Origin of the sequence: Streptosporangium sp. 'caverna', assembly GCF_003203775.1 — a bacterium.
Lineage (GTDB): Bacteria > Actinomycetota > Actinomycetes > Streptosporangiales > Streptosporangiaceae > Streptosporangium > Streptosporangium subroseum.
Genome location: NZ_CP029711.1, coordinates 7,084,792 through 7,103,096 on the forward strand (window position 1 = coordinate 7,084,792; position 18,305 = coordinate 7,103,096).

Consider the following 18,305-nt stretch of genomic DNA (forward strand, 5'->3'; position numbering starts at 1 on the left):
GGCCGGATGGATCTACGGGCGGATGAGACGGATCACATTCCACGAGACGGCGGGCAGCGTGATCTCCAGGGTCCCGGCGTCGAGGCGGACGTCGGTGTTCGCGCGAGGAGCCACCGTGTCCGGGGCGTCGGCGGTGTTGCGAACGTAGGGGTCGGGACCGGACAGCACCGTGGCCTCGGCGAGCCGTACCGGGCCGAGGGCGCGCAGGTCGACGGTGAGGGTGAGCGGCTGGTCGACCGAGCGGTTGACCGCGAACAGCGTGGTGGCGCCGGTCTCCTCGTCGTGGGTGGCGACGGCGTCGAGGGCGGCGACCTCTCCGAACCTCGCGGTCTCGTGCACCGGTGAGTCGGACTCGACCCGCAGCACCTGACCGACCGCGTACCGGGAGGCCTGGGCGAAGGGATGGAAGGTGGTCTGCTTCCAGGCCCTGCCGCCCGGCTCGGTCATGATGGGGGCGATGACGTTGACCAGCTGGGCCAGGCAGGCGGAGGTCACCCTGTCGCTGTGCCGCAGCAGCGAGATCAGCAGGCCGCCGAAGGTCACCGCGTCGGCCAGGTGGTAGTGATCCTCAAGGAGCGGCGGGGCGACCGGCCAGTCCTGCGGCGGCTCGGCGTTCTGGAAGCGGGACAGGTACCAGACGTTCCACTCGTCGAACGAGATGTTGAGCTTTTTCCTGCTCTTGAGCCGGGCGCCCACGCTGTCGGCCGTGGCCACCACCGAGTCGACGAAGTGGTCCATGTCCATCGCGGAGGCGAGGAAGCTCGCCAGGTCGCCGTCGTGCTCCTCGTAGTAGGCGTGGCAGGAGATGAAGTCCACCACGTCGTAGGTCTCCTCCAGCACGGTCGCCTCCCACGCGCCGAAGGTCGGCATGCTGGAACCGGAGCTTCCGCAGGCCACCAGCTCCAGGCCCGGGTCGATCATGCGCATGGCCCGGGCGGTCTCGGCGGCCAGCCGTCCGTACTCGTGGGCGGTCTTGTGGCCGATCTGCCACGGGCCGTCCATCTCGTTGCCCAGGCACCACATCCGGATGCCGTGCGGTTCTTTGGCACCGCCCGCGACCCGCAGGTCCGACAGCCGGGTCCCGGCCTCGATGTTGCAGTACTCCAGCAGGTCCAGCGCCTCGGCGATGCCCCGGGTGCCGAGGTTGACGGCCATCATCGGCTCCACCCCGGCCTTGCGGGTCCAGGCGACGAACTCGTCCAGGCCGAACTCGTTGGTCTCCGTGCTGTGCCAGGCCAGGTCGAGCCGGCGAGGCCGCCTGTCGCGCGGGCCGACGCCGTCCTCCCAGCGGTATCCGGACACGAAGTTCCCGCCGGGGTAGCGGGCCGTGGTGACGCCCAGCTCACGGGTGAGCTCCAGTACGTCACGCCGGAAGCCGTCCTCGTCGGCGGTGGGATGGCCGGGCTCGTAGACGCCGGTGTAGACGCACCGGCCGAGGTGTTCGACGAACGTTCCGAATGTGCGCCGGCGGACGGGGGCCACCTTGAATGCGGGGTCAAGGGTGAGGGATGCGGACAGCACGAAAGTCTCCTCATATACGGCCTGCGTGTACGGCCTGCGCCTGCCTTCGGCGCGAGGTCGCCAAGCTCGCGGATTACCGGAAAATTGAACGACTCCAATTGTTAGCGTTAACATAACGAAGGACTAACGGTTACTTGGGGTGAGTGTTAACGCTCTCATCAGGATGGGTCAAGTGTGAGCCAAATCACGATCCGGTAACCATGACGAACCCCCAGCTCACCGCAGGTGCCGTCCAGCCTGCTGTTTTCACCCTCGCGAGTCCCGGGCGGTTCCCTCGGCCCCGGATACGCGAAGTGACCGGAGCCGGACTCATTCGCCGCACCCTCGAATACGGGCAAGCGCTTGCCGGTGAATTAAGTGAATCCTTAGGTGGCTGTTGACAGTGTCACCGGGCGGGGGTCCACTGGGCTGCCAAGCACCAGGCAGCACCCAGACAAAGGGGAGTCGCATGCAGGTTCCGGCCCCGCTGGAATACGAGCGTGCCACCAGTGTCGATCACGCTCTCGGGCTGCTGGAGCGGCTGGGGAGCTCTGCCCGGCTCCTCGCCGGCGGCCACAGCCTGCTCCCGATGATGAAGCTCCGGCTGGCCAACCCGGAATATCTGATCGACATCAACGATCTCCACGGCGAGCTGGGCTACATCCGGATGGAGCCCGCACAGGTCCGTATCGGCGCGATGACCCGGCACCGCGAGCTGCTCGAGTCGGACGCGCTCGCCGAGGCGTTTCCCATTTTCCGTGACGCCGAACGGGTCATCGCCGATCCCGTCGTCCGCAACCGCGGCACCCTGGGCGGCTCGCTCTGCCAGGCCGACCCGTCGGAGGATCTGTCCGCCGTGTGCACCACCCTCGGGGCGAGCTGCGTGATCCGCAACCGGACCGGCGAGCGGGTCGTGACGATGGAGGAGTTCCATCGCGGCCCCTACGAGACGGCGGTCGGAGACGGCGAGATGCTGGTCGAGATCCGCATCCCGGTGCGGGAAGGCGGGTCCAGCGCCTACGAGAAGGTCGAGCGCCGGGCGGGCGACTGGGCGATCGTGTCCGCCGGCGCGGCCGTCTGGCTGGACGGCGAGGTGATCGCCGATGCCCGGGTCGGCCTCGCCGCGGTGGGCCCGAACACGACGGGGCTCCCCGCGGTCTCCGAGGCGCTGCGCGGGAAGCGGCCGTCCGAGGACCTCTACGAGCGGGCCGGCGCCCTCGCCGCCGAGAACTGCACCCCGTCCACCGACATGCGCGGCAGCGCCGACTACAAGCGCCACCTCGCCAAGGAACTCACCAAGCGGGCCCTGCGCCGGTCCGTCGCCCGAATCAACGAGGGGGTCTGACGTGCAGGTTTCGATGACCGTCAACGGCGAGGAGGTCACCAGGGAGATCGAGGGCCGCCTGCTCCTGATCCACTTCCTGCGTGACCATCTCGGACTGACGGGCACCCACTGGGGCTGCGACACGAGCAACTGCGGCACCTGCGTGGTGTGGCTCGACGGCGAGCCGGTCAAGTCGTGCACCGTGCTCGCCGCGATGGCGGGCGGCCACGAGGTACGCACGGTGGAGGACCTCGAACAGGACGGCAAGCTCGATCCGGTGCAGCAGGGGTTCATGGAGTGTCACGGCCTGCAGTGCGGGTTCTGCACGCCCGGCATGATGATGACCGCACGGGCCCTGCTCGACCGCAACCCCGACCCGTCGGCGCAGGAGATCCGCGAGGCGATCTCCGGCCAGATCTGCCGGTGCACCGGTTACGCGACCATCGTCCGTTCCGTGCAGTGGGCCGCGTCTCACGAAGCGGGCTCGCGGACGGGTGAGACGGACGCTCCGGCAACCGTCGCCACCGGGACCGCGTCATGACCGCCATCGACCAGCACCCGGCCGCCGCGTTCGAGGACAACGACCAGAAGCCGGTCGGCCACGGCCGGATGCTCCGCAAGGAGGACCCCCGGTTCATCCGGGGGAAGGGCCGATTCTGCGACGACGTGCAGCTGCCGGGCATGCTGCACCTCGCGATCCTCCGCTCCCCCGTCGCGCACGCCCGGATCGTGAGCATCGACACCAGCGCGGCCGAGGCGCACCCGAAGGTCAAGGCGGTCGTCACCGGAGCCGCCCTGGCCGAGATGGGACTGGCCTGGATGCCGACCCTCTCCGGCGACGTGCAGGCCGTACTGGCGACGGACAAGGTGCGCTTCCAGGGACAGGAGGTCGCGTTTGTCGTGGCGGAGGACCGCTACGCGGCACGCGACGCCCTCGAACTGATCGACGTCGAGTACGACCTGCTCGAACCGGTGATCGACGTCCGCAGGGCCCTCGACCCCAGCGCGCCCGTCATCCGCGACGACCTGGACGGCAAGCGGAACAACCACGTCTTCGACTGGGAGACCGGCGACGAGGCGGCCACCGAGGCGGTGTTCGCGGCGGCCGACGTCGCCGTCACCCAGGACATCGTGTATCCCCGCGTGCACCCCGCGCCGATGGAGACCTGCGGGTCCGTCGCCGACTACGACCGGATCGACGGCAGGCTGACACTGTGGTCCACGACCCAGGCGCCGCACGCCCACCGCACGCTGTACGCGATCGTCGCCGGCCTGCCCGAGCACAAGATCCGGGTCATCTCGCCGGACCTCGGCGGCGGCTTCGGCGGCAAGGTCCCGATCTATCCCGGCTACGTCTGCTCGATCGTGGCGTCGATCGTCACCGGCAAGCCGGTGAAGTGGATGGAGGACCGCTCCGAGAACCTCATAAGCACCGGCTTCGCCCGCGACTACATCATGCGCGGCGAGATCGCGGCGACCAGGGACGGGAGGATCCTGGCCGTCCGCACCAACGTGCTCGCCGACCACGGCGCCTTCAACGGTGTCGCGGCGCCGGTGAAGTATCCGGCCGGATTCTTCGGCGTGTTCACCGGCAGCTACGACCTGGAGGCCGCCTACTGCAAGATGACGGCCGTCTACACGAACAAGGCACCGGGCGGCGTCGCCTACGCCTGCTCGTTCCGGATCACCGAAGCCGTTTATCTCATCGAGCGCCTGGTCGACTGCCTGGCGTACGAGCTCAAGATGGACCCGTTCGAGCTGCGCATCAAGAACTTCATCCAGCCCGAGCAGTTCCCGTACAAGACCAAGACCGGCTGGGTCTACGACTCGGGCAACTACGAGCCGACCATGCGCAAGGCCATGGAGATCGCCGGCTACGACGAGCTGCGCGCGGAACAGGTCGAGAGGCGTGCCCGCGGCGAGCTGATGGGGATCGGCATCTCCTTCTTCACCGAGGCGGTCGGCGCGGGGCCGCGCAAGGACATGGACATCCTGGGGCTGGGCATGGCCGACGGGTGCGAGTTGCGCGTCCACCCGACCGGCAAGGCCGTCGTGCGCCTGTCGGTGCAGAGTCAGGGACAGGGACACGAGACCACCTTCGCGCAGATCGTCGCCGAGGAGATCGGCATCCCGCCCGCCGACATCGACGTCGTACACGGCGACACCGACCAGACGCCGTTCGGCCTCGGCACCTACGGCAGCCGGTCCACCCCGGTGTCCGGCGCGGCGGCGGCCCTGGTGGCACGGAAGGTGCGTGACAAGGCGCGCCTCATCGCCTCGGGGATGCTCGAGGTCTCCGTCGCCGACCTGGAGTGGCAGAAGGGTTCGTTCCACGTCAAGGGCGACCCGAGCAAGTCCGTCACGATCCAGGACATCGCGATGAGGGCGCACGGCGCGGGAGACCTGCCCGAGGGCGTCGAGGGCGGGCTGGAGGCGCAGATCTGCTACAACCCGGAGAACCTGACCTACCCGCACGGCGCCTACATCTGCGTCGTCGACATCGACCCGGGCACCGCCCAGGTCAAGGTGCGGCGGTTCATCGCGGTGGACGACTGCGGCACCCGGATCAACCCGATGATCATCGAGGGGCAGGTGCACGGCGGTCTCACCGACGGCGTCGGCATGGCCCTGATGGAGATGATCGCCTTCGACGAGGACGGCAACTGCCTGGGCGGATCGCTCATGGACTATCTCATCCCGACCTCGCTGGAGGTTCCCGACTGGGAGACCGGGTTCACCGTGACCCCTTCGCCGCACCATCCGATCGGCGCGAAGGGCGTCGGCGAGTCGGCGACGGTCGGTTCGCCGCCGGCGATCGTCAACGCGGTCGTCGACGCGCTCAAGCCGTTCGGCATCCGCCACGCCGACATGCCGCTCACCCCCTCGCGGGTGTGGGACGCCATGCGCGGCGCACCCCAGCCGCCGATCTGACCGAATCGGAGCGTTCATGCTTTCCGGCGTCTCGACGCGAATGAGGGAACTGGTCGCCGACCGCGTTCCGTTCGTCCACGCGGTCGTGGTCCGCGCCCATTTCCCGACGGCGGTCAGCGCCGGCGACGACGCGATCGTCCTGTCCGACGGCTCCATCGAGGGTTTCGTCGGCGGCCAGTGCGCCGAGAGCTCCGTACGCACGGCGGCTCTCGGCGCGCTCCGGGACGGCCGGTCCGTGCTGCTGCGCGTGCTGCCGGAAGGCGAGCTGGACTTCCCCGAGTCCCCCGGCGCCCAGGTCGTGGTCAACCCCTGCCTGTCCGGCGGCGCGCTGGAGATCTTCCTTCAGCCGTTGCTCCCGCCGCCGGTGGTCTGGATCGTCGGCCGGTCGCCGATCGCCGAGGCGCTGGCCGAGCTGGCCCGCCCGCTGGACTTCGCCGTACGGCGGGCAGCGGACGGGCAGGGGCCGGCGGGCGCCACCGCGGTCGTGGTGTCCAGCCACGGCCGCGACGAGGTCGCGGCGATCCGCGCCGCGCTGGACGCCGGGGTCGAGTACATCGGGCTGGTCGCCAGCCACCGGCGCGGTACGGCGGTGCTGGCGGAGATGGAGCTGACCGAGGCCGAACGCCGGCGGGTCCATTCTCCGGTCGGGCTCCAGATCGGAGCCCGCACCGCGCCCGAGATCGCTCTGTCGATCCTGGCGGAGATCGTCGCCGCGATCCGTACCCGGGGCCTGACGCCGGCGGCTTCCACCTCACCCGGCGGCGGGCCCGCTGCTTCCGGCCGATCGGACAGCGGATCCGCTGCTTCCGGCTCATCTGGCATCGGGCCCACGGTGACGGTTTCCGGTCCGCCGGACAGCGAGGCCGCCTCGGGTCCGAGTTCGCAGGCCGTCGACCCGGTCTGCGGCATGACCGTGACCGTCTCACCTGGCACGCCTCACCTGACCGTCAACGGCGAAGACGTGTGGTTCTGCGGCCCGGGCTGCCGTCAGCGTTACGCGGAGAAGGGAGAACGGTAGAGACGTGCTCGTCACCGGTCTGGTTCTCGTGTCAGGCGTCCCGCGCCATTCGAAGCGTCGCCGCGTAGCAGAGGCGCCCGTCGAGGGCGCCGTACCCATCGATGCCGGCGGCGGGAAAACCCATCGCATGCCACTGTCCCGAACCCGGACCGGGCACATGCCGCTGTCCCGAACCCGGACCGGGCGCGTACCGCTGTCGCGAATCCGCGCCGGGGTCGCGCCGTGAGCCACGTTTTCACCGACGCCGCCGAGGTCCAGAGACGTCTGGACGAGATGGACTACCTGGTCGACGAGGGCACCGCCTCGGCGCTGTTCTTCGCGCTGACCCTCGGTCAGCCCCTGCTGCTGGAAGGCGAACCCGGCGTCGGCAAGACCACCGCGGCCAAAGCCCTGGCCCGCGCCCTGGTCACACCCCTGATCCGGCTGCAGTGCTACGAAGGGCTGACGGCGAGCGAGGCGCTCTACGAGTGGAACTACCAGCGGCAGCTGCTCGCCATCCGGCTGGCCGAGTCGCGGCGGGACAACCTGACCGACGCCGACCTGTTCAGCGAGGAGTTCCTGCAGGAGCGCCCGATCCTGCGGGCCGTCCGGCACAGCGGGCCGGTGCCCCCGGTGCTGCTGATCGACGAGATCGACCGCGCCGACGACGAGTTCGAGGCGTTGCTGTTCGAGTTTCTCGGCGAGGCCTCGATCACGATCCCGGAGCTCGGCACGTTCACGGCGAAACGCCGGCCGATCGTCATCCTGACCTCCAACCGCAGCAGGGACCTGCACGACGCGCTCCGGCGGCGCTGCCTGTACCACTGGATCGATTTTCCCGCGGCCGAGCGGGCCGCGGAGATCCTGCGTCGTTCGGTGCCCGCCGCGAACGAGACGCTGATCCGGTCGGCCACCGAGTTCGTCGGCCGCGTACGCCTGCTCGACCTCGACAAGGCACCCGGCATGGCGGAGACGATCGACTGGGTCTCCGCGCTGTCCGCGCTCGGCGCGACCGAACTGGTCCGGGAGGACGTCGTCCGAACGCTCAGCACCATCGCGAAGACACCGGACGACCGCGACGCGATCACCGGCGCACTCGACCAGGTGGGCCATGCCCGCGGTGCGACCGCCTGATCGACGGCGCAGGGATCCGACAGCACAGGGAGAGCCCGTGAAGATTGACAATGAGTTCACCGTCAGCGTTCCGATCGGTCAGGCGTGGGCGGTGCTCACCGATCTCGAGGGCATCGCCCCGTGCATGCCGGGTGCCCAGCTGACCGGGGTGGACGGCGACGTCTACTCCGGCAAGGTGAAGATCAAGGTTGGCCCCGTCGTGTCCGAGTACGCCGGAACGGTCCGGTTCGTCGAGAAGGACGACACGAACCATCGCGCCGTCATCGACGCCAAGGGCCGTGACTCGCGGGGGGCGGGCAACGCCTCGGCGGTCATCACCGCGCAGCTCCGGGCCGACGGCGCGCGTACGGTCGTCACCGTCGACACGGACCTGAAGATCTCCGGCAGGATCGCCCAGTTCGGCAACGGAATGATCAAGGAGATCTCCGGGAAGCTGCTCGGCCAGTTCGTGGACTGCCTCGAAGGAAAGCTCGCCGCCGGTGTTCCCGAGACTCCGGCCGCGGTTCCCGAAGCTCCGGCCACCATCGCCGGTGTTTCCAATGCTCCGGCCGCCGCCACCGGCTCCCCCGACAGCGTTCCCGAGACTCCGGCCGCAGCCGCCGATTCCTCAGCCGGTGTTCCCGAGGCCATGGCCACCGGCTCGCCCGACATCGCGCAGCATGCGGGCGACGTCCAGGAGACGTCGGCGCAGCCCGCCTCGTCATCCCGGGAAACGAGCGAAACCGGTGCGGCATCTCCAGGAACGGTCAAGACCAGCACGGCACTCCCGGAGACGGTAGAAGCCGGGACGGCACCCCAGGAAACAGGCCACGCCGACACACAATCTCGGGGAACGATAGAAGCCGGTGTGGCATCCCCGGAAGCAGGTGAGGCCGGTGCGGCGGGCAGGCGTGTCATCGGCCCGGCCGTCGACGCCGCGCCGTTGGACGTGATGAGCATCGCCGGAAGCTCCATCTACAAGCGCGTGCTTCCGGTCGTCGCCCTGGTCGTCGTCGTCGCCGTCGTCGTCTACCTCGTCGTCTCGTAAGGTGTCCCGCGATCACTCCGTCTCGTCGGCGCTGCTGCCGGGTGTGGATCGCGCGGCGTTCGCCGTCGCGCTCGCGGTCCGGCTCCGGCAGCGTGGCGTGCCGGTCGGCTTCACCGCCATCGAGAACTTCGTCCGTGCGCTGGCCGTGTCTCCTCCGGACTCGTTGCCGAGGCTGTACTGGACCGCCCGGATCAGCCTGGTACGGCAACGCTCGGAGATCGACGTCTTCGACGCGGTGTTCGCGGCGGTGTTCGGCGGCGTGGCGCTGGCGCTCGATCCGCACGCGCGCCGCCGGCCGCGGACTCCCGTCGGTGGGGACGACGACGCCTTCGCCTCCCTGCCCGCGAACTCCACGGACCAGCAGCAGGGGGACGCGCTTCCCTGGGTGACGCTTCCCCCGGTGGTCGCCGACGCGGAGGAGTCGGACAGCTCGCTCGCCGTGCCCGAGCGCCTGCCGAGTGACGTCTCCGGGCTGGCGGAGGTGCCGTTCGAACACCTCGACGCCCGGGAGATGGAACTGCTCGGCACGTGGCTGCGATCCGCCGTGGCCAACTGGCCCACCCGGCGGAGCCGGCGGCTCGCGGCCGATCCCCGAGGCCGCCGCATCGCGGTGCGGGCCACCGTACAGCGATCTCGCCGGACCGGCTGGGAGCCGCTTCACCTGGTGCGGGAGCGGGCGGTCGACAAGCCGCGACGGGTTGTCATGCTCTGTGACGTCAGCCAGTCCATGCAGGCGCAGGCACCGGCCTATTTTCACCTGATGCGTGCCCTGGCGCTGGCGGCCGACGCGGAGGTGTTCGCCTTCGCGACGTCGCTGACCCGGCTGACCGCGGTCCTGACGCACAAGTCGGCGGCCGTCGCCATCGAGCAGGCCACCGACAAGGTCACCGACCGGTTCGGCGGAACGCTGATAGCGACCAACGTGCAGGCGCTGCTCTCCTCCCACCACGGAGGAGCGGTACGGGGCGCCATCGTGATCATCGGCTCGGACGGCTGGGACAGCGACTCGCCGGAGGCCCTGGCGGCCGCGATGGCGCGCCTGCGCCGGCGCGCGCATCGCGTGATCTGGATGAACCCGAGGGCGTCCGCCCCGGACTTCGAACCACGCGTCGCCGGCATGGCCGCCGCTCTCCCGTACTGCGACCGGCTGCTGCCCGCGGACACCTTCCGATCCCTGCACCATGTGATCACTGAGATCTCACGTGCCGGCTACCGAATCTGAATTCTCGGAGTCCGGTCGGTTCGAGGAACGGTCCGGCCTCGGCGAAGAAGCCGTTGACCAGGCCGGGCCGATCTCTTCCCAGACACCGCCGCCACCGGCGTATGCCCGCGCCGCGACCAGGTCCGCGCCCGGGACGGTTTCGAAATCCGACCGGCTTCGTCTTCATATTTAGGTCAAATCAGAGCATTTCACTTGCGACGAACCTCGACTGTCATGAGCATCTCCAGCACGTCAAATAACTTTTGATCTCTATTGCCCCGCAGTCGAAGCGAGTGATAGTCATCTTGGAACAGGTTGATCACCAAGCGGCCGAGAGGCGGTGATGATCATTTCCGCCCTCTGTCCGAACGGCGGCCACCCCTCCATCGACCAGGCATCCGACCGCGTTAACACGGCGGGAGCGGGTGCCGCGGCTACGGCGGTGAACCCCGGAGCCACCTCGGCCGAGGTGCGGGCCGCAGCGGTCCGGACCACGAGCGTCCCGATCACCGACCCGGGTGGCACGCACAAGCTCCACCTCGTCTTCCAGACCGTTCCCGGCGGTCCCGCCGGCGGCCTCGGCAACCTCAACGGGTGCGAGCTCGCCGGCCCGAGCGCCGGGGCACCGTAGCGTCGGCCAACGGTGGTGGGGCGCCCCACAAACGCGCCCCACTGCCGCACAGATCGTGCACACCCCGCACGATCCCTTGACCCCCCGAGCAAAGGTGGACCAACTCATGAACCACACGCAGAACGAAGGGCTGAGCCGACGCCGCGTCCTGGGCGGAGCGGCCGGACTGGCCGCCGGAGCCGCGGTGGGGCTGCCGTCCGCCGCTTCCGCCGCTTCCACGCACATCGCCCCCGATCTCACCCGCTGGCGCAGTCAAGCGGCGCACGTGACGATCACTCGCGATGACTGGGGCATCCCGCACGTGGTGGGCAAGACCGACGCCGATGCGGTGTTCGGGATGATCTATGCGCAGGCCGAGGACGACTTCAACCGGATCGAGACCAACTATCTGGTCAGCCTCGGCCGCCTCGCCGAGGCCGAAGGCGAGAGCGCGATCTGGCAGGACCTGCGCCAGCGGCTGTTCGTCGATCCCGAAGTGCTGAGGGGGGATTATGCGAAGAGCCCCGCCTGGTTGCGCAAGCTGATGCAGGCCTGGGCGGACGGGTTGAACTACTACCTCGCGACGCACCCCGAGGTGCATCCGCGCGTGATCGATCGTTTCGAACCGTGGATGGCGCTGAGTTTCTCCGAAGGCAGCATCGGCGGCGACATCGAGCGGGTGCCGCTCACCCAGCTCGAGGCCTTCTACGGCAACCGCACGGTGCCGATGACCGATGAGGAGCGGGGGCTGCTGTTCCACGAGCCCAAGGGCTCGAACGGCATGGCGATCGCGCCGAGCCACACGCGGAACGGCCATGCGCTACTCCTGATCAACCCGCACACCAGCTTCTTCTTCCGCTCCGAGCAGCACGTGACGAGCGGCGAAGGGCTCAACGTCTATGGCGCGGCCACCTGGGGGCAGTTCTTCATCTACCAGGGCTTCAACGCGAACACCGGCTGGATGCACACGTCGAGCGGCGTCGACAACGTCGACGAGTTCGCCGAGACGATCGTGACCGGGGCGAAGGGCGGCCGCTCCTACCGCTACGGCAACACGCTGCGGCCGGTGACGACAAAGAAGATCACGCTGTCCTACCGGACCGCGGAGGGCGGGCGGGCGCGGCGCGGCTTCACCACCTTCGCCACCCACCACGGCCCGATCGTGCGCGAGGCGGACGGTAAGTGGATCGCGTTCGCGCTGATGAACAAACCCCTCGAGGCGCTGCAGCAGAGCTTCCTGCGCACCAAGACACGGAACTACGCGGGCTACCTCGATGTGGCCGGCTTCAAGGCCAACAGCTCGAACAACACACTGTTCGCGGGCTCGAAGGGCGAGATCGCCTTCCTGATGCCGCAGTTCATGCCGCTCCGCAACGACCGCTTCGACTATCGCAAGCCCGTCGACGGCAGTGATCCTGCGACCGACTGGCGCGGGCTGCACAGCCTCGCGAGCCTGCCGCAGGCAGTGAATCCGAAGAACGGCTGGGCGTTCAACTCGAACAACTGGCCCTGGACCGCGGCCGGCGCGGACAGCCCCAAGGCCGCCGACTATCCGCGCTATTTCGACCAGGCCGGCGAGAACCCGCGCGGGCCGCAGGCGATCCGGGTGCTGAGCGCGCGGCGCGACTTCACCCCGCAGACGCTGATCGCAGCCGCCTTCGATACCTACCTCACCGCCTTCGCCCGGCTTGTTCCAGGACTGGTCACGGCGTGGGACAGGCTGCCCGAGGGCGACCAGCAGAAGGCGAAGCTCGCCGGTCCGATCGGCCTGCTGCGCGGCTGGGACCATCGCTGGGCCGCGGACTCGACCGCCACTTCGCTGGCCGTGTTCTGGGCCGAGGCGCTCTGGGCGCCCTTGGCCCAGGCTGCGAGGGATGCGGGCATGTCGATGTGGGACTACCTGGCCGAGCGCGCCACCGATGCGCAGCGGCTCACGGCGCTCGGGGAGGCGGCGGAGCGGCTGACGCAAGATTTCGGCGGCTGGCAGGTGCCCTGGGGCGAGATCAACCGCTTCCAGCGCAACGACGGCGCGATCGTCCAGACGTTCGACGATGCCAAGCCGAGCATCCCGGTGCCTTTCACCTCCGCGCAATGGGGCTCCCTCGCCTCGTTCGGGGCGAGGCGCTATCCGGGCACGAAGCGCTATTACGGCACCAGCGGCAACAGCTTCGTGGCGGTCGTGGAGTTCGGGCCGAAGTTGCGCGCCTGGGCGGTGACGGCGGGGGGCTCGAGCGGGCATCCCGACTCGCCGCACTTCAACGACCAGGCCGAACGCTACGCGAGCGGCAACCTCCGGCCCGTCTATTTCTATCCCGATGACCTCAAGGGCCATGTCGAGCGGAGCTACAAACCGGGCAGGTGATCAGTTGTCAAAGGGGAGCCCATCGGCGAGGCGCTCCTCGAGACCGGCCGTCTTGAGCAGAACATCATCGATCGATTCGTGACCGGGACCGAGGGCTGCGGGACGCCACGCTGTCGGGCCGGCCGCCTCAGAGCGACCTGATCGACTCCTCCGTGAACATGCGCGGAACGGCGTCAGCTCCAGAGGGTGACGTGAACGGAAGGGCGGAATCGGCCGACGTTGACGCCCGGGCCGCGCAGCATGGCCTGCGTGGCCCTCGGATTGGTGACGAACCGGACGAGTTCGGCGGCCGCTGACGACGCACCGCCTTCGGCGAGGGTCAGCGTGGCCCATACCCCGTCGAGCCGGAGGGTCTTCCCCGCGAGGCGGACGAGGCGGCCGTTGGCCAGGTCCTGCGCCACCGCGAAGGAGACCGTCGGCGCCACACCGTTGTTCCGCTTGACCTCCTCCAACGCCGCGGCGTGACTCTGGAAGATCTGCTGGTGCTCCTCGGGGACGTTGACGCGACGCAGGAGCGCGGGAATCACGCCGATGTTCGCCGCCACCGACGGGCCGAGCAGCCATGTCTCCTCACGCAGCTGGTGGGTGCCGGCATCGAGCTTGGCGAGCGGGTGGTCCGGGCCGGATACGACGATCACCTGGTAGTTGAGGAACGGCCGGCACTCCAGCGACTCGTCCGGGTTTCCCCTCTGGGGCCCGATCGCCACATCCACCGCCCGGGAGTGCAGCAGGGCACCGAACTGCCGGGGGTCGTGCACGCTCAGCTCCACGTCGAGGTCGGCGGCTCTGCCGGCGAACAGCCCGATCAGGCCGGGGGCCGCGTGCTCGGCGAACAGGCTCGACGCGGCGACACGCAGCAGCCGCCGGCCGCGGCTCGCCTGGCTCACCTCGACGATCGTGCGCTCCTGCAAGCTGAGCATCTCCGCCGCACGGCTCGCGAGCCGCAACCCTCCGGGGGTGAAGGCGAGCCCGGACGCGGTCCGCGTGAACAGCCGATCGTCGAACTCCTTGCGCAACTGACCGACGTGCAACGAGACGGCGGCCTCCGACACGCCGAGCTCCACCGCCGCCTCCTTGACCGAGCCAAGCCGCACCACGGCGACGAACGCGCGGAGCTGGGTCGGGGTCACGCGTGGAACGCTACTGCACGGATCTCTCCGTCAGTAGTGGCAGCGTCGAGAAGAACGATCAGTACGCGGGAACACCGCCGCGTACCGGCCTGAGCCCGGTGCGTCCCGTCGCCCCGCCGTCCTTCCTCATGGCTTTGATCACCTAGGCTCATAACCTCCGGTCCGGCCATTCTCCGGATCTGCGGGTCCGGAACGAGTGCCGCGGCGAAGGCCCGCCGGGCGAACCTTTCACGAGGTGGGGCCGTACCGCCGGTCTTCCTCGGTCCGGATCCACCTGACTATTGTGATCTCCATCTGTTCGAGGGGAAGGCTGTCAATGGCTACGGGCGGTTCCGAAGTGCCTCTGGGCAGCCGATATGTGCTTCTGGACGAGATCGGCTCCGGTGCGATGGGAACCGTCTGGCGGGCACGGCACCGGGAAACCGGGGAGATCGTGGCGGTGAAGCTGCTCCGCGACAACCTCGCCGGCGATCAGGATCTGGTTCTACGGTTCGTGCAGGAACGCACCGTGATGCGGACCCTGCGTCATCCCAACATCGTCACGGTGCGCGACTTCGTCATCGAGGGCGAGCGCCTCGCCCTCGTGATGGACCTCGTCGAGGGCGGAGATCTCCGTACCCTGCTCCGGCGGCGCGGCACGCTGCTCCCCGTGGAAGCGGCCCGCCTGATGGCCCAGGTCGCAGGCGCGCTGGCGGCCGCGCACGCCGTGGGCGTCGTACACCGCGACATCAAGCCGGAAAACGTCCTGATCGACGGGACCGCCGGGCAGGTACGGCTGACGGATTTCGGCGTGGCTCGCATCCTCCACGGCCCGGGTCTCACCCAGACCACCTCGATCATCGGTACGCCCACGTACCTGTCTCCCGAAGTGGCAGATGGGAGCGCTCCCACAACGGCGGTGGACGTGTACGCCATCGGCCTGATCCTGTACGAGCTGCTCGCCGGACGTCCGCCGTTCGTCGGCAACCATCCGATGGCCCTCCTCCGACAACATGCGACGTCCACGCCCCGGCGACTGCCCGGGATGCCCGACGTCCTGTGGTCGGTCATCTCGGCCTGCGTCGCGAAGGATCCCGCCGAGCGGCCACGCGCCGAGGAGGTGGCGGTGTCGCTGGGCGAGGCGGCGCCGTCGCTGGCGGGGCTGCCCGCCCTGCCCCAGGTCGCCAGGGGCGACGCTCCGTCCATCACCTCCGAACCCCTCCCCCCGGCGGGCTCCCCCATGGATGCCTCCCGTACGGATCCGGCCGCCGGCGCGGCGGGGACCTCCCCTGCCGGCGACGAGACCACGGCCTCGACAGCCTCGACGCGGCGCGGGCGATCCCGGCAGCGGCTGCTGATCATCACCACGACCACCGCCGTGGCCCTGGCACTCAGCGCGGCGGCGGTGGCCGTCGTGGCGCCATGGCGGACATCGGACGCCGGCGGGACCGCGGGCAATCCGGCCATCGCGTCAGCGGAATCGGCCGGCGGGCCGACCCGCGCCGCCGGAACCACGACTACCGCCCCGTCCCGCACGAAGGAGAGCACGAGGGAAAGCTCGCCCGCGCCTTCGCCGAAGGTACGGCCGGTGCGGAGCCGTACCCCGGAAGCGGCCGTCTCCGACCCGCCCACCCGGCCGAGCCCGGCAAAATCGGCGGCGCGGCGCACCCAGACCCCCCGGCCCCAGCGATCGAAGACCGCGACGGTCTCCCCGGAGCCGGACGGGAACCGCACGCTCGGCGCCACGCGCCCGGACGCGCCGAACTGGCAGTGCCGTGCGTGGATCTCCGTGGGCACCGGCACGGGTACGGAGATGTCGCCCTGTACGGCCATGGTGGGCGATGCCTTCTACCTGCTGGGGCGGGTCAGAGGGCTCAGCTCGGTCCGTTCGGACATACACGTCCAGCTGTACAACACCGACGCGGAGGTCAACGTCTCCCAGCCCTTCATCTGCTCGAACGTCTCCCCGTCGAATGACGGCGCGATCGTCACGTGCGGCCCGTTCACCGCCACGACTCCGCAGATCTCGGACAGGCACAACGTCCGCCAGCGATGGAGGAAGTCGGGCACGGCCACTTTCAACGGCGGCTCGGAGAGCCCCTGGATCATCTGGTAACCACCGTCGACGTCCGCGTGGAGCCCCCGGCCCGGTCCGAGGGCTCCACGCGGACATGAGGGTCAGTCCTGCGGACGCTCGCCGAGGCGGTCGACCCAGCCGGTGTCCTGGTAGGCCACCCGCGTCAACGGCGAGGACTCCCCCTCCTTCGTGGTCGAGTACTCCAGGAGTTTCGCGCTCTTCTCATCGAAGATCAGGCGGAACTCGAACGAGTCCCCGTCGGAGGTGAAACGCGAGGTGAGGGCAACCCCTGTACGCCCCAACGCATCGGTGACCTCTCCCTGTGACGTGATGCCCGGCTGCTCGGCCAGCACCTTGAACAGGGCGGACCGGGTGCCGGGGGTGAGCGGCGCCCTCAGCAGATCCAGGCTCGTCTGCGGCAGGTACCCGGCGAAGTCGACCCGGTCCCTGGCGCTGCTCTTGCCGTACAGGCTCCGCAGCCGTCGCTCCAGACCCTCCTTGTCGGTCGGCAGACCGGCCAGACTCTGGAGGGTCAGGGTCGGGTTGTCGATCGACAGGACCAGCGGAAGGTCGAGGTCGCTGGTCGACGGCTTGTCCTCCCGCAGAACGGGGGAACCCTCCTCCTTCCACTTCTCCCTGTCCTCCGGGGACCCAAACGTGATCTTCACGTCCTGGTTGCCGACCGTACGGTTGGAGTCGCCCTTCTCCCGTGCGTGCCACGAGTCCTCCGTGTAGGCGGCGGTCGCCGCGTACGACACCTTCGGAGGCGAGGCCTTGAGCTCGCCGACCTTCTTCTCCATCTCCTTGTCGGCGGCCTCCAGCTCCGCCGGCTTGCCCTTCAGCTCCTTCTTCCTGGCCTCCCACTCCCTCACCAGGGTCTTCACCCTGGCCGTGTACTTCGCCTCGTCCACGGTCACCTGCTGGATGACGCGTTCGCGGGTGTACCAGTAGCGGCCCGACCCGGCCGGTTCGCGTGCGGCGGTCACGGCCGCCGCGAGCAGGAAGGACCGGGCGTCCACCGTCTGCGGCTCCTGGGAGTCCTGCGAACCCCGGGAGACCACTGCTGCGGTGGGCGCGCCGGGTGCGGGGTCTCCGGAGACGAGGCCGGGGACGACGATCACGGCGGCGGCGATTCCCGCGGCGGCCGTGGCCGCGGTGATCAGGAACGGGAGGCGGGGCATCGTGAGTCTCCGGGAGCGCTGAGGGGAACGGGGGGTCTGGAAAGCGCGGGCGAGGTCGTCCGAGCGGCGGCGCAGGTAGGCGTCCTCGGTCAACCCGTCCAGTTCCACGGGCTTGAGCTGGGCGAACACTCGGTCGTTCATGTCGTCTTCCTTGCGGGATCGGGGGGTCGGGTACGTCATCAGGCCTCCTCGGTGAGCCGTGCGCGGGCCGGGCGCGGGTGGGGCCGCGCGACTCTCGCCTCCGCGCCCAGTGCTCTGTCCAGGCGCTTGCGAGCCCGGTGGAGCCTGACGTTGTACGTGCGGGCCGAGCAGCCCATGACGGTCGCGGCCTGGTCGGGCGGCAGCCCGTGCCAGGTGGCGAGTGCCATCGCCTCCACGTCCTGCTCCGGCAGGGTGGCCAGCGCGGCGAGCGCGGTCTCGCGGTCCACCACGTGCTCGGCGATGTCCAGGATCAGGTGGTCCTGGGAGGTGCTGAGCGCCGCGATCCGGTCGACCAGCCTCTGCCGCCGGTGACGCGAGTCCCACTGTTTGGCCAGCAGGTTCCGCGCCACGCCGAGCAGCCACGGCAGTGCCGGGTCAGGCAGCTCGTCGAGCCGCCGCCAGGCGATCAGGAAGGTCTCGCTGGACACGTCTTCCGCCATGCCGTGCTCGGTGCGCAGCAGGGCGTAGCCCAGCACGCTCCGGTAGTGCCGGTCGTAGAGTTCGGTGAATCGTTCTTCGGGATCGTCCACGCCCAGTAGTCCCTCCCGGACGGCTCCGATTACCACCCATCTCAGAAATATCCGAAAAAGGACGATAAGGGACAACTGGCAGTCGGCCTCGGGGTCTGCCGCGGAAGGGTCCGCGGTCTGT

Annotated in this window: 14 protein-coding genes; 10 read left to right on the top strand and 4 right to left on the bottom strand. The window is 69.4% G+C overall.

The features are described from left to right. Positions 1–12 precede the first annotated feature (12 nt). Positions 13–1,521 (bottom strand): alpha-N-arabinofuranosidase, encoded by a 1,509-nt coding sequence (locus DKM19_RS31000; RefSeq protein WP_110700503.1) that lies wholly within the window; start codon positions 1,519–1,521, stop codon positions 13–15. A gap of 448 nt (positions 1,522–1,969) precedes the next feature. Here DKM19_RS31000 and DKM19_RS31005 point away from each other — a divergent pair, with 448 nt between their 5' ends. From DKM19_RS31005 to DKM19_RS31045, 9 genes are all read left to right on the top strand, one after another. Then, on the top strand, positions 1,970–2,845 hold the full coding sequence (locus DKM19_RS31005; protein ID WP_110700505.1) for a xanthine dehydrogenase family protein subunit M: 876 nt from the start codon (positions 1,970–1,972) through the stop codon (positions 2,843–2,845). A gap of 1 nt (position 2,846) precedes the next feature. Further along, the gene (locus DKM19_RS31010) at positions 2,847–3,365 is read left to right on the top strand and encodes a (2Fe-2S)-binding protein (protein ID WP_110700507.1); all 519 of its coding nucleotides are present in this window, start codon (positions 2,847–2,849) and stop codon (positions 3,363–3,365) included. Beyond that, positions 3,362–5,755: an aerobic carbon-monoxide dehydrogenase large subunit gene (locus DKM19_RS31015; RefSeq protein WP_110700509.1), complete on the top strand. Its 2,394-nt coding sequence runs from the start codon at positions 3,362–3,364 to the stop codon at positions 5,753–5,755. The genes DKM19_RS31010 and DKM19_RS31015 overlap by 4 nt, the downstream gene beginning before the upstream one ends. Positions 5,756–5,771: 16 nt before the next feature. Continuing rightward, entirely contained in the window at positions 5,772–6,773 is a 1,002-nt protein-coding gene (locus tag DKM19_RS31020) for an XdhC family protein (protein WP_110700511.1), read from the top strand. 273 nt (positions 6,774–7,046) lie between these two features. Continuing rightward, positions 7,047–7,886 (top strand): MoxR family ATPase, encoded by an 840-nt coding sequence (locus DKM19_RS31025; protein ID WP_110706126.1) that lies wholly within the window; start codon positions 7,047–7,049, stop codon positions 7,884–7,886. A 37-nt stretch (positions 7,887–7,923) separates the two neighbouring features. Continuing rightward, positions 7,924–8,913 carry an SRPBCC family protein gene (locus DKM19_RS31030; RefSeq protein ID WP_110700513.1) on the top strand — a complete coding sequence of 330 codons (990 nt, stop codon included), beginning with the start codon at positions 7,924–7,926 and terminating at the stop codon, positions 8,911–8,913. Position 8,914: 1 nt separating this feature from the next. Then, positions 8,915–10,135 (top strand): VWA domain-containing protein, encoded by a 1,221-nt coding sequence (locus DKM19_RS31035; protein WP_204358328.1) that lies wholly within the window; start codon positions 8,915–8,917, stop codon positions 10,133–10,135. 322 nt (positions 10,136–10,457) lie between these two features. Continuing rightward, entirely contained in the window at positions 10,458–10,745 is a 288-nt protein-coding gene (locus DKM19_RS31040) for a hypothetical protein (RefSeq protein WP_110700514.1), read from the top strand. Positions 10,746–10,851: 106 nt separating this feature from the next. Then, entirely contained in the window at positions 10,852–13,086 is a 2,235-nt protein-coding gene (locus DKM19_RS31045) for a penicillin acylase family protein (RefSeq protein WP_110700516.1), read from the top strand. 173 nt (positions 13,087–13,259) lie between these two features. Here DKM19_RS31045 and DKM19_RS31050 read toward each other — a convergent pair whose 3' ends face one another. Next, positions 13,260–14,216, bottom strand: coding sequence for a LysR family transcriptional regulator (locus DKM19_RS31050; RefSeq protein WP_110700518.1), 957 nt, complete (start codon positions 14,214–14,216; stop codon positions 13,260–13,262). A 337-nt stretch (positions 14,217–14,553) separates the two neighbouring features. Here DKM19_RS31050 and DKM19_RS31055 point away from each other — a divergent pair, with 337 nt between their 5' ends. Next, on the top strand, positions 14,554–16,311 hold the full coding sequence (locus DKM19_RS31055) for a serine/threonine-protein kinase (protein ID WP_162641904.1): 1,758 nt from the start codon (positions 14,554–14,556) through the stop codon (positions 16,309–16,311). Positions 16,312–16,373: 62 nt separating this feature from the next. Here the strand turns inward: DKM19_RS31055 and DKM19_RS31060 are convergent, their stop codons facing one another. Further along, a complete protein-coding gene (locus DKM19_RS31060; protein WP_162641905.1) occupies positions 16,374–17,594 on the bottom strand; it encodes a CU044_5270 family protein in 1,221 nt (406 codons plus the stop codon). 38 nt (positions 17,595–17,632) lie between these two features. Then, positions 17,633–18,184: an RNA polymerase sigma factor gene (locus DKM19_RS31065; RefSeq protein ID WP_162641906.1), complete on the bottom strand. Its 552-nt coding sequence runs from the start codon at positions 18,182–18,184 to the stop codon at positions 17,633–17,635. Positions 18,185–18,305: the final 121 nt, after the last annotated feature.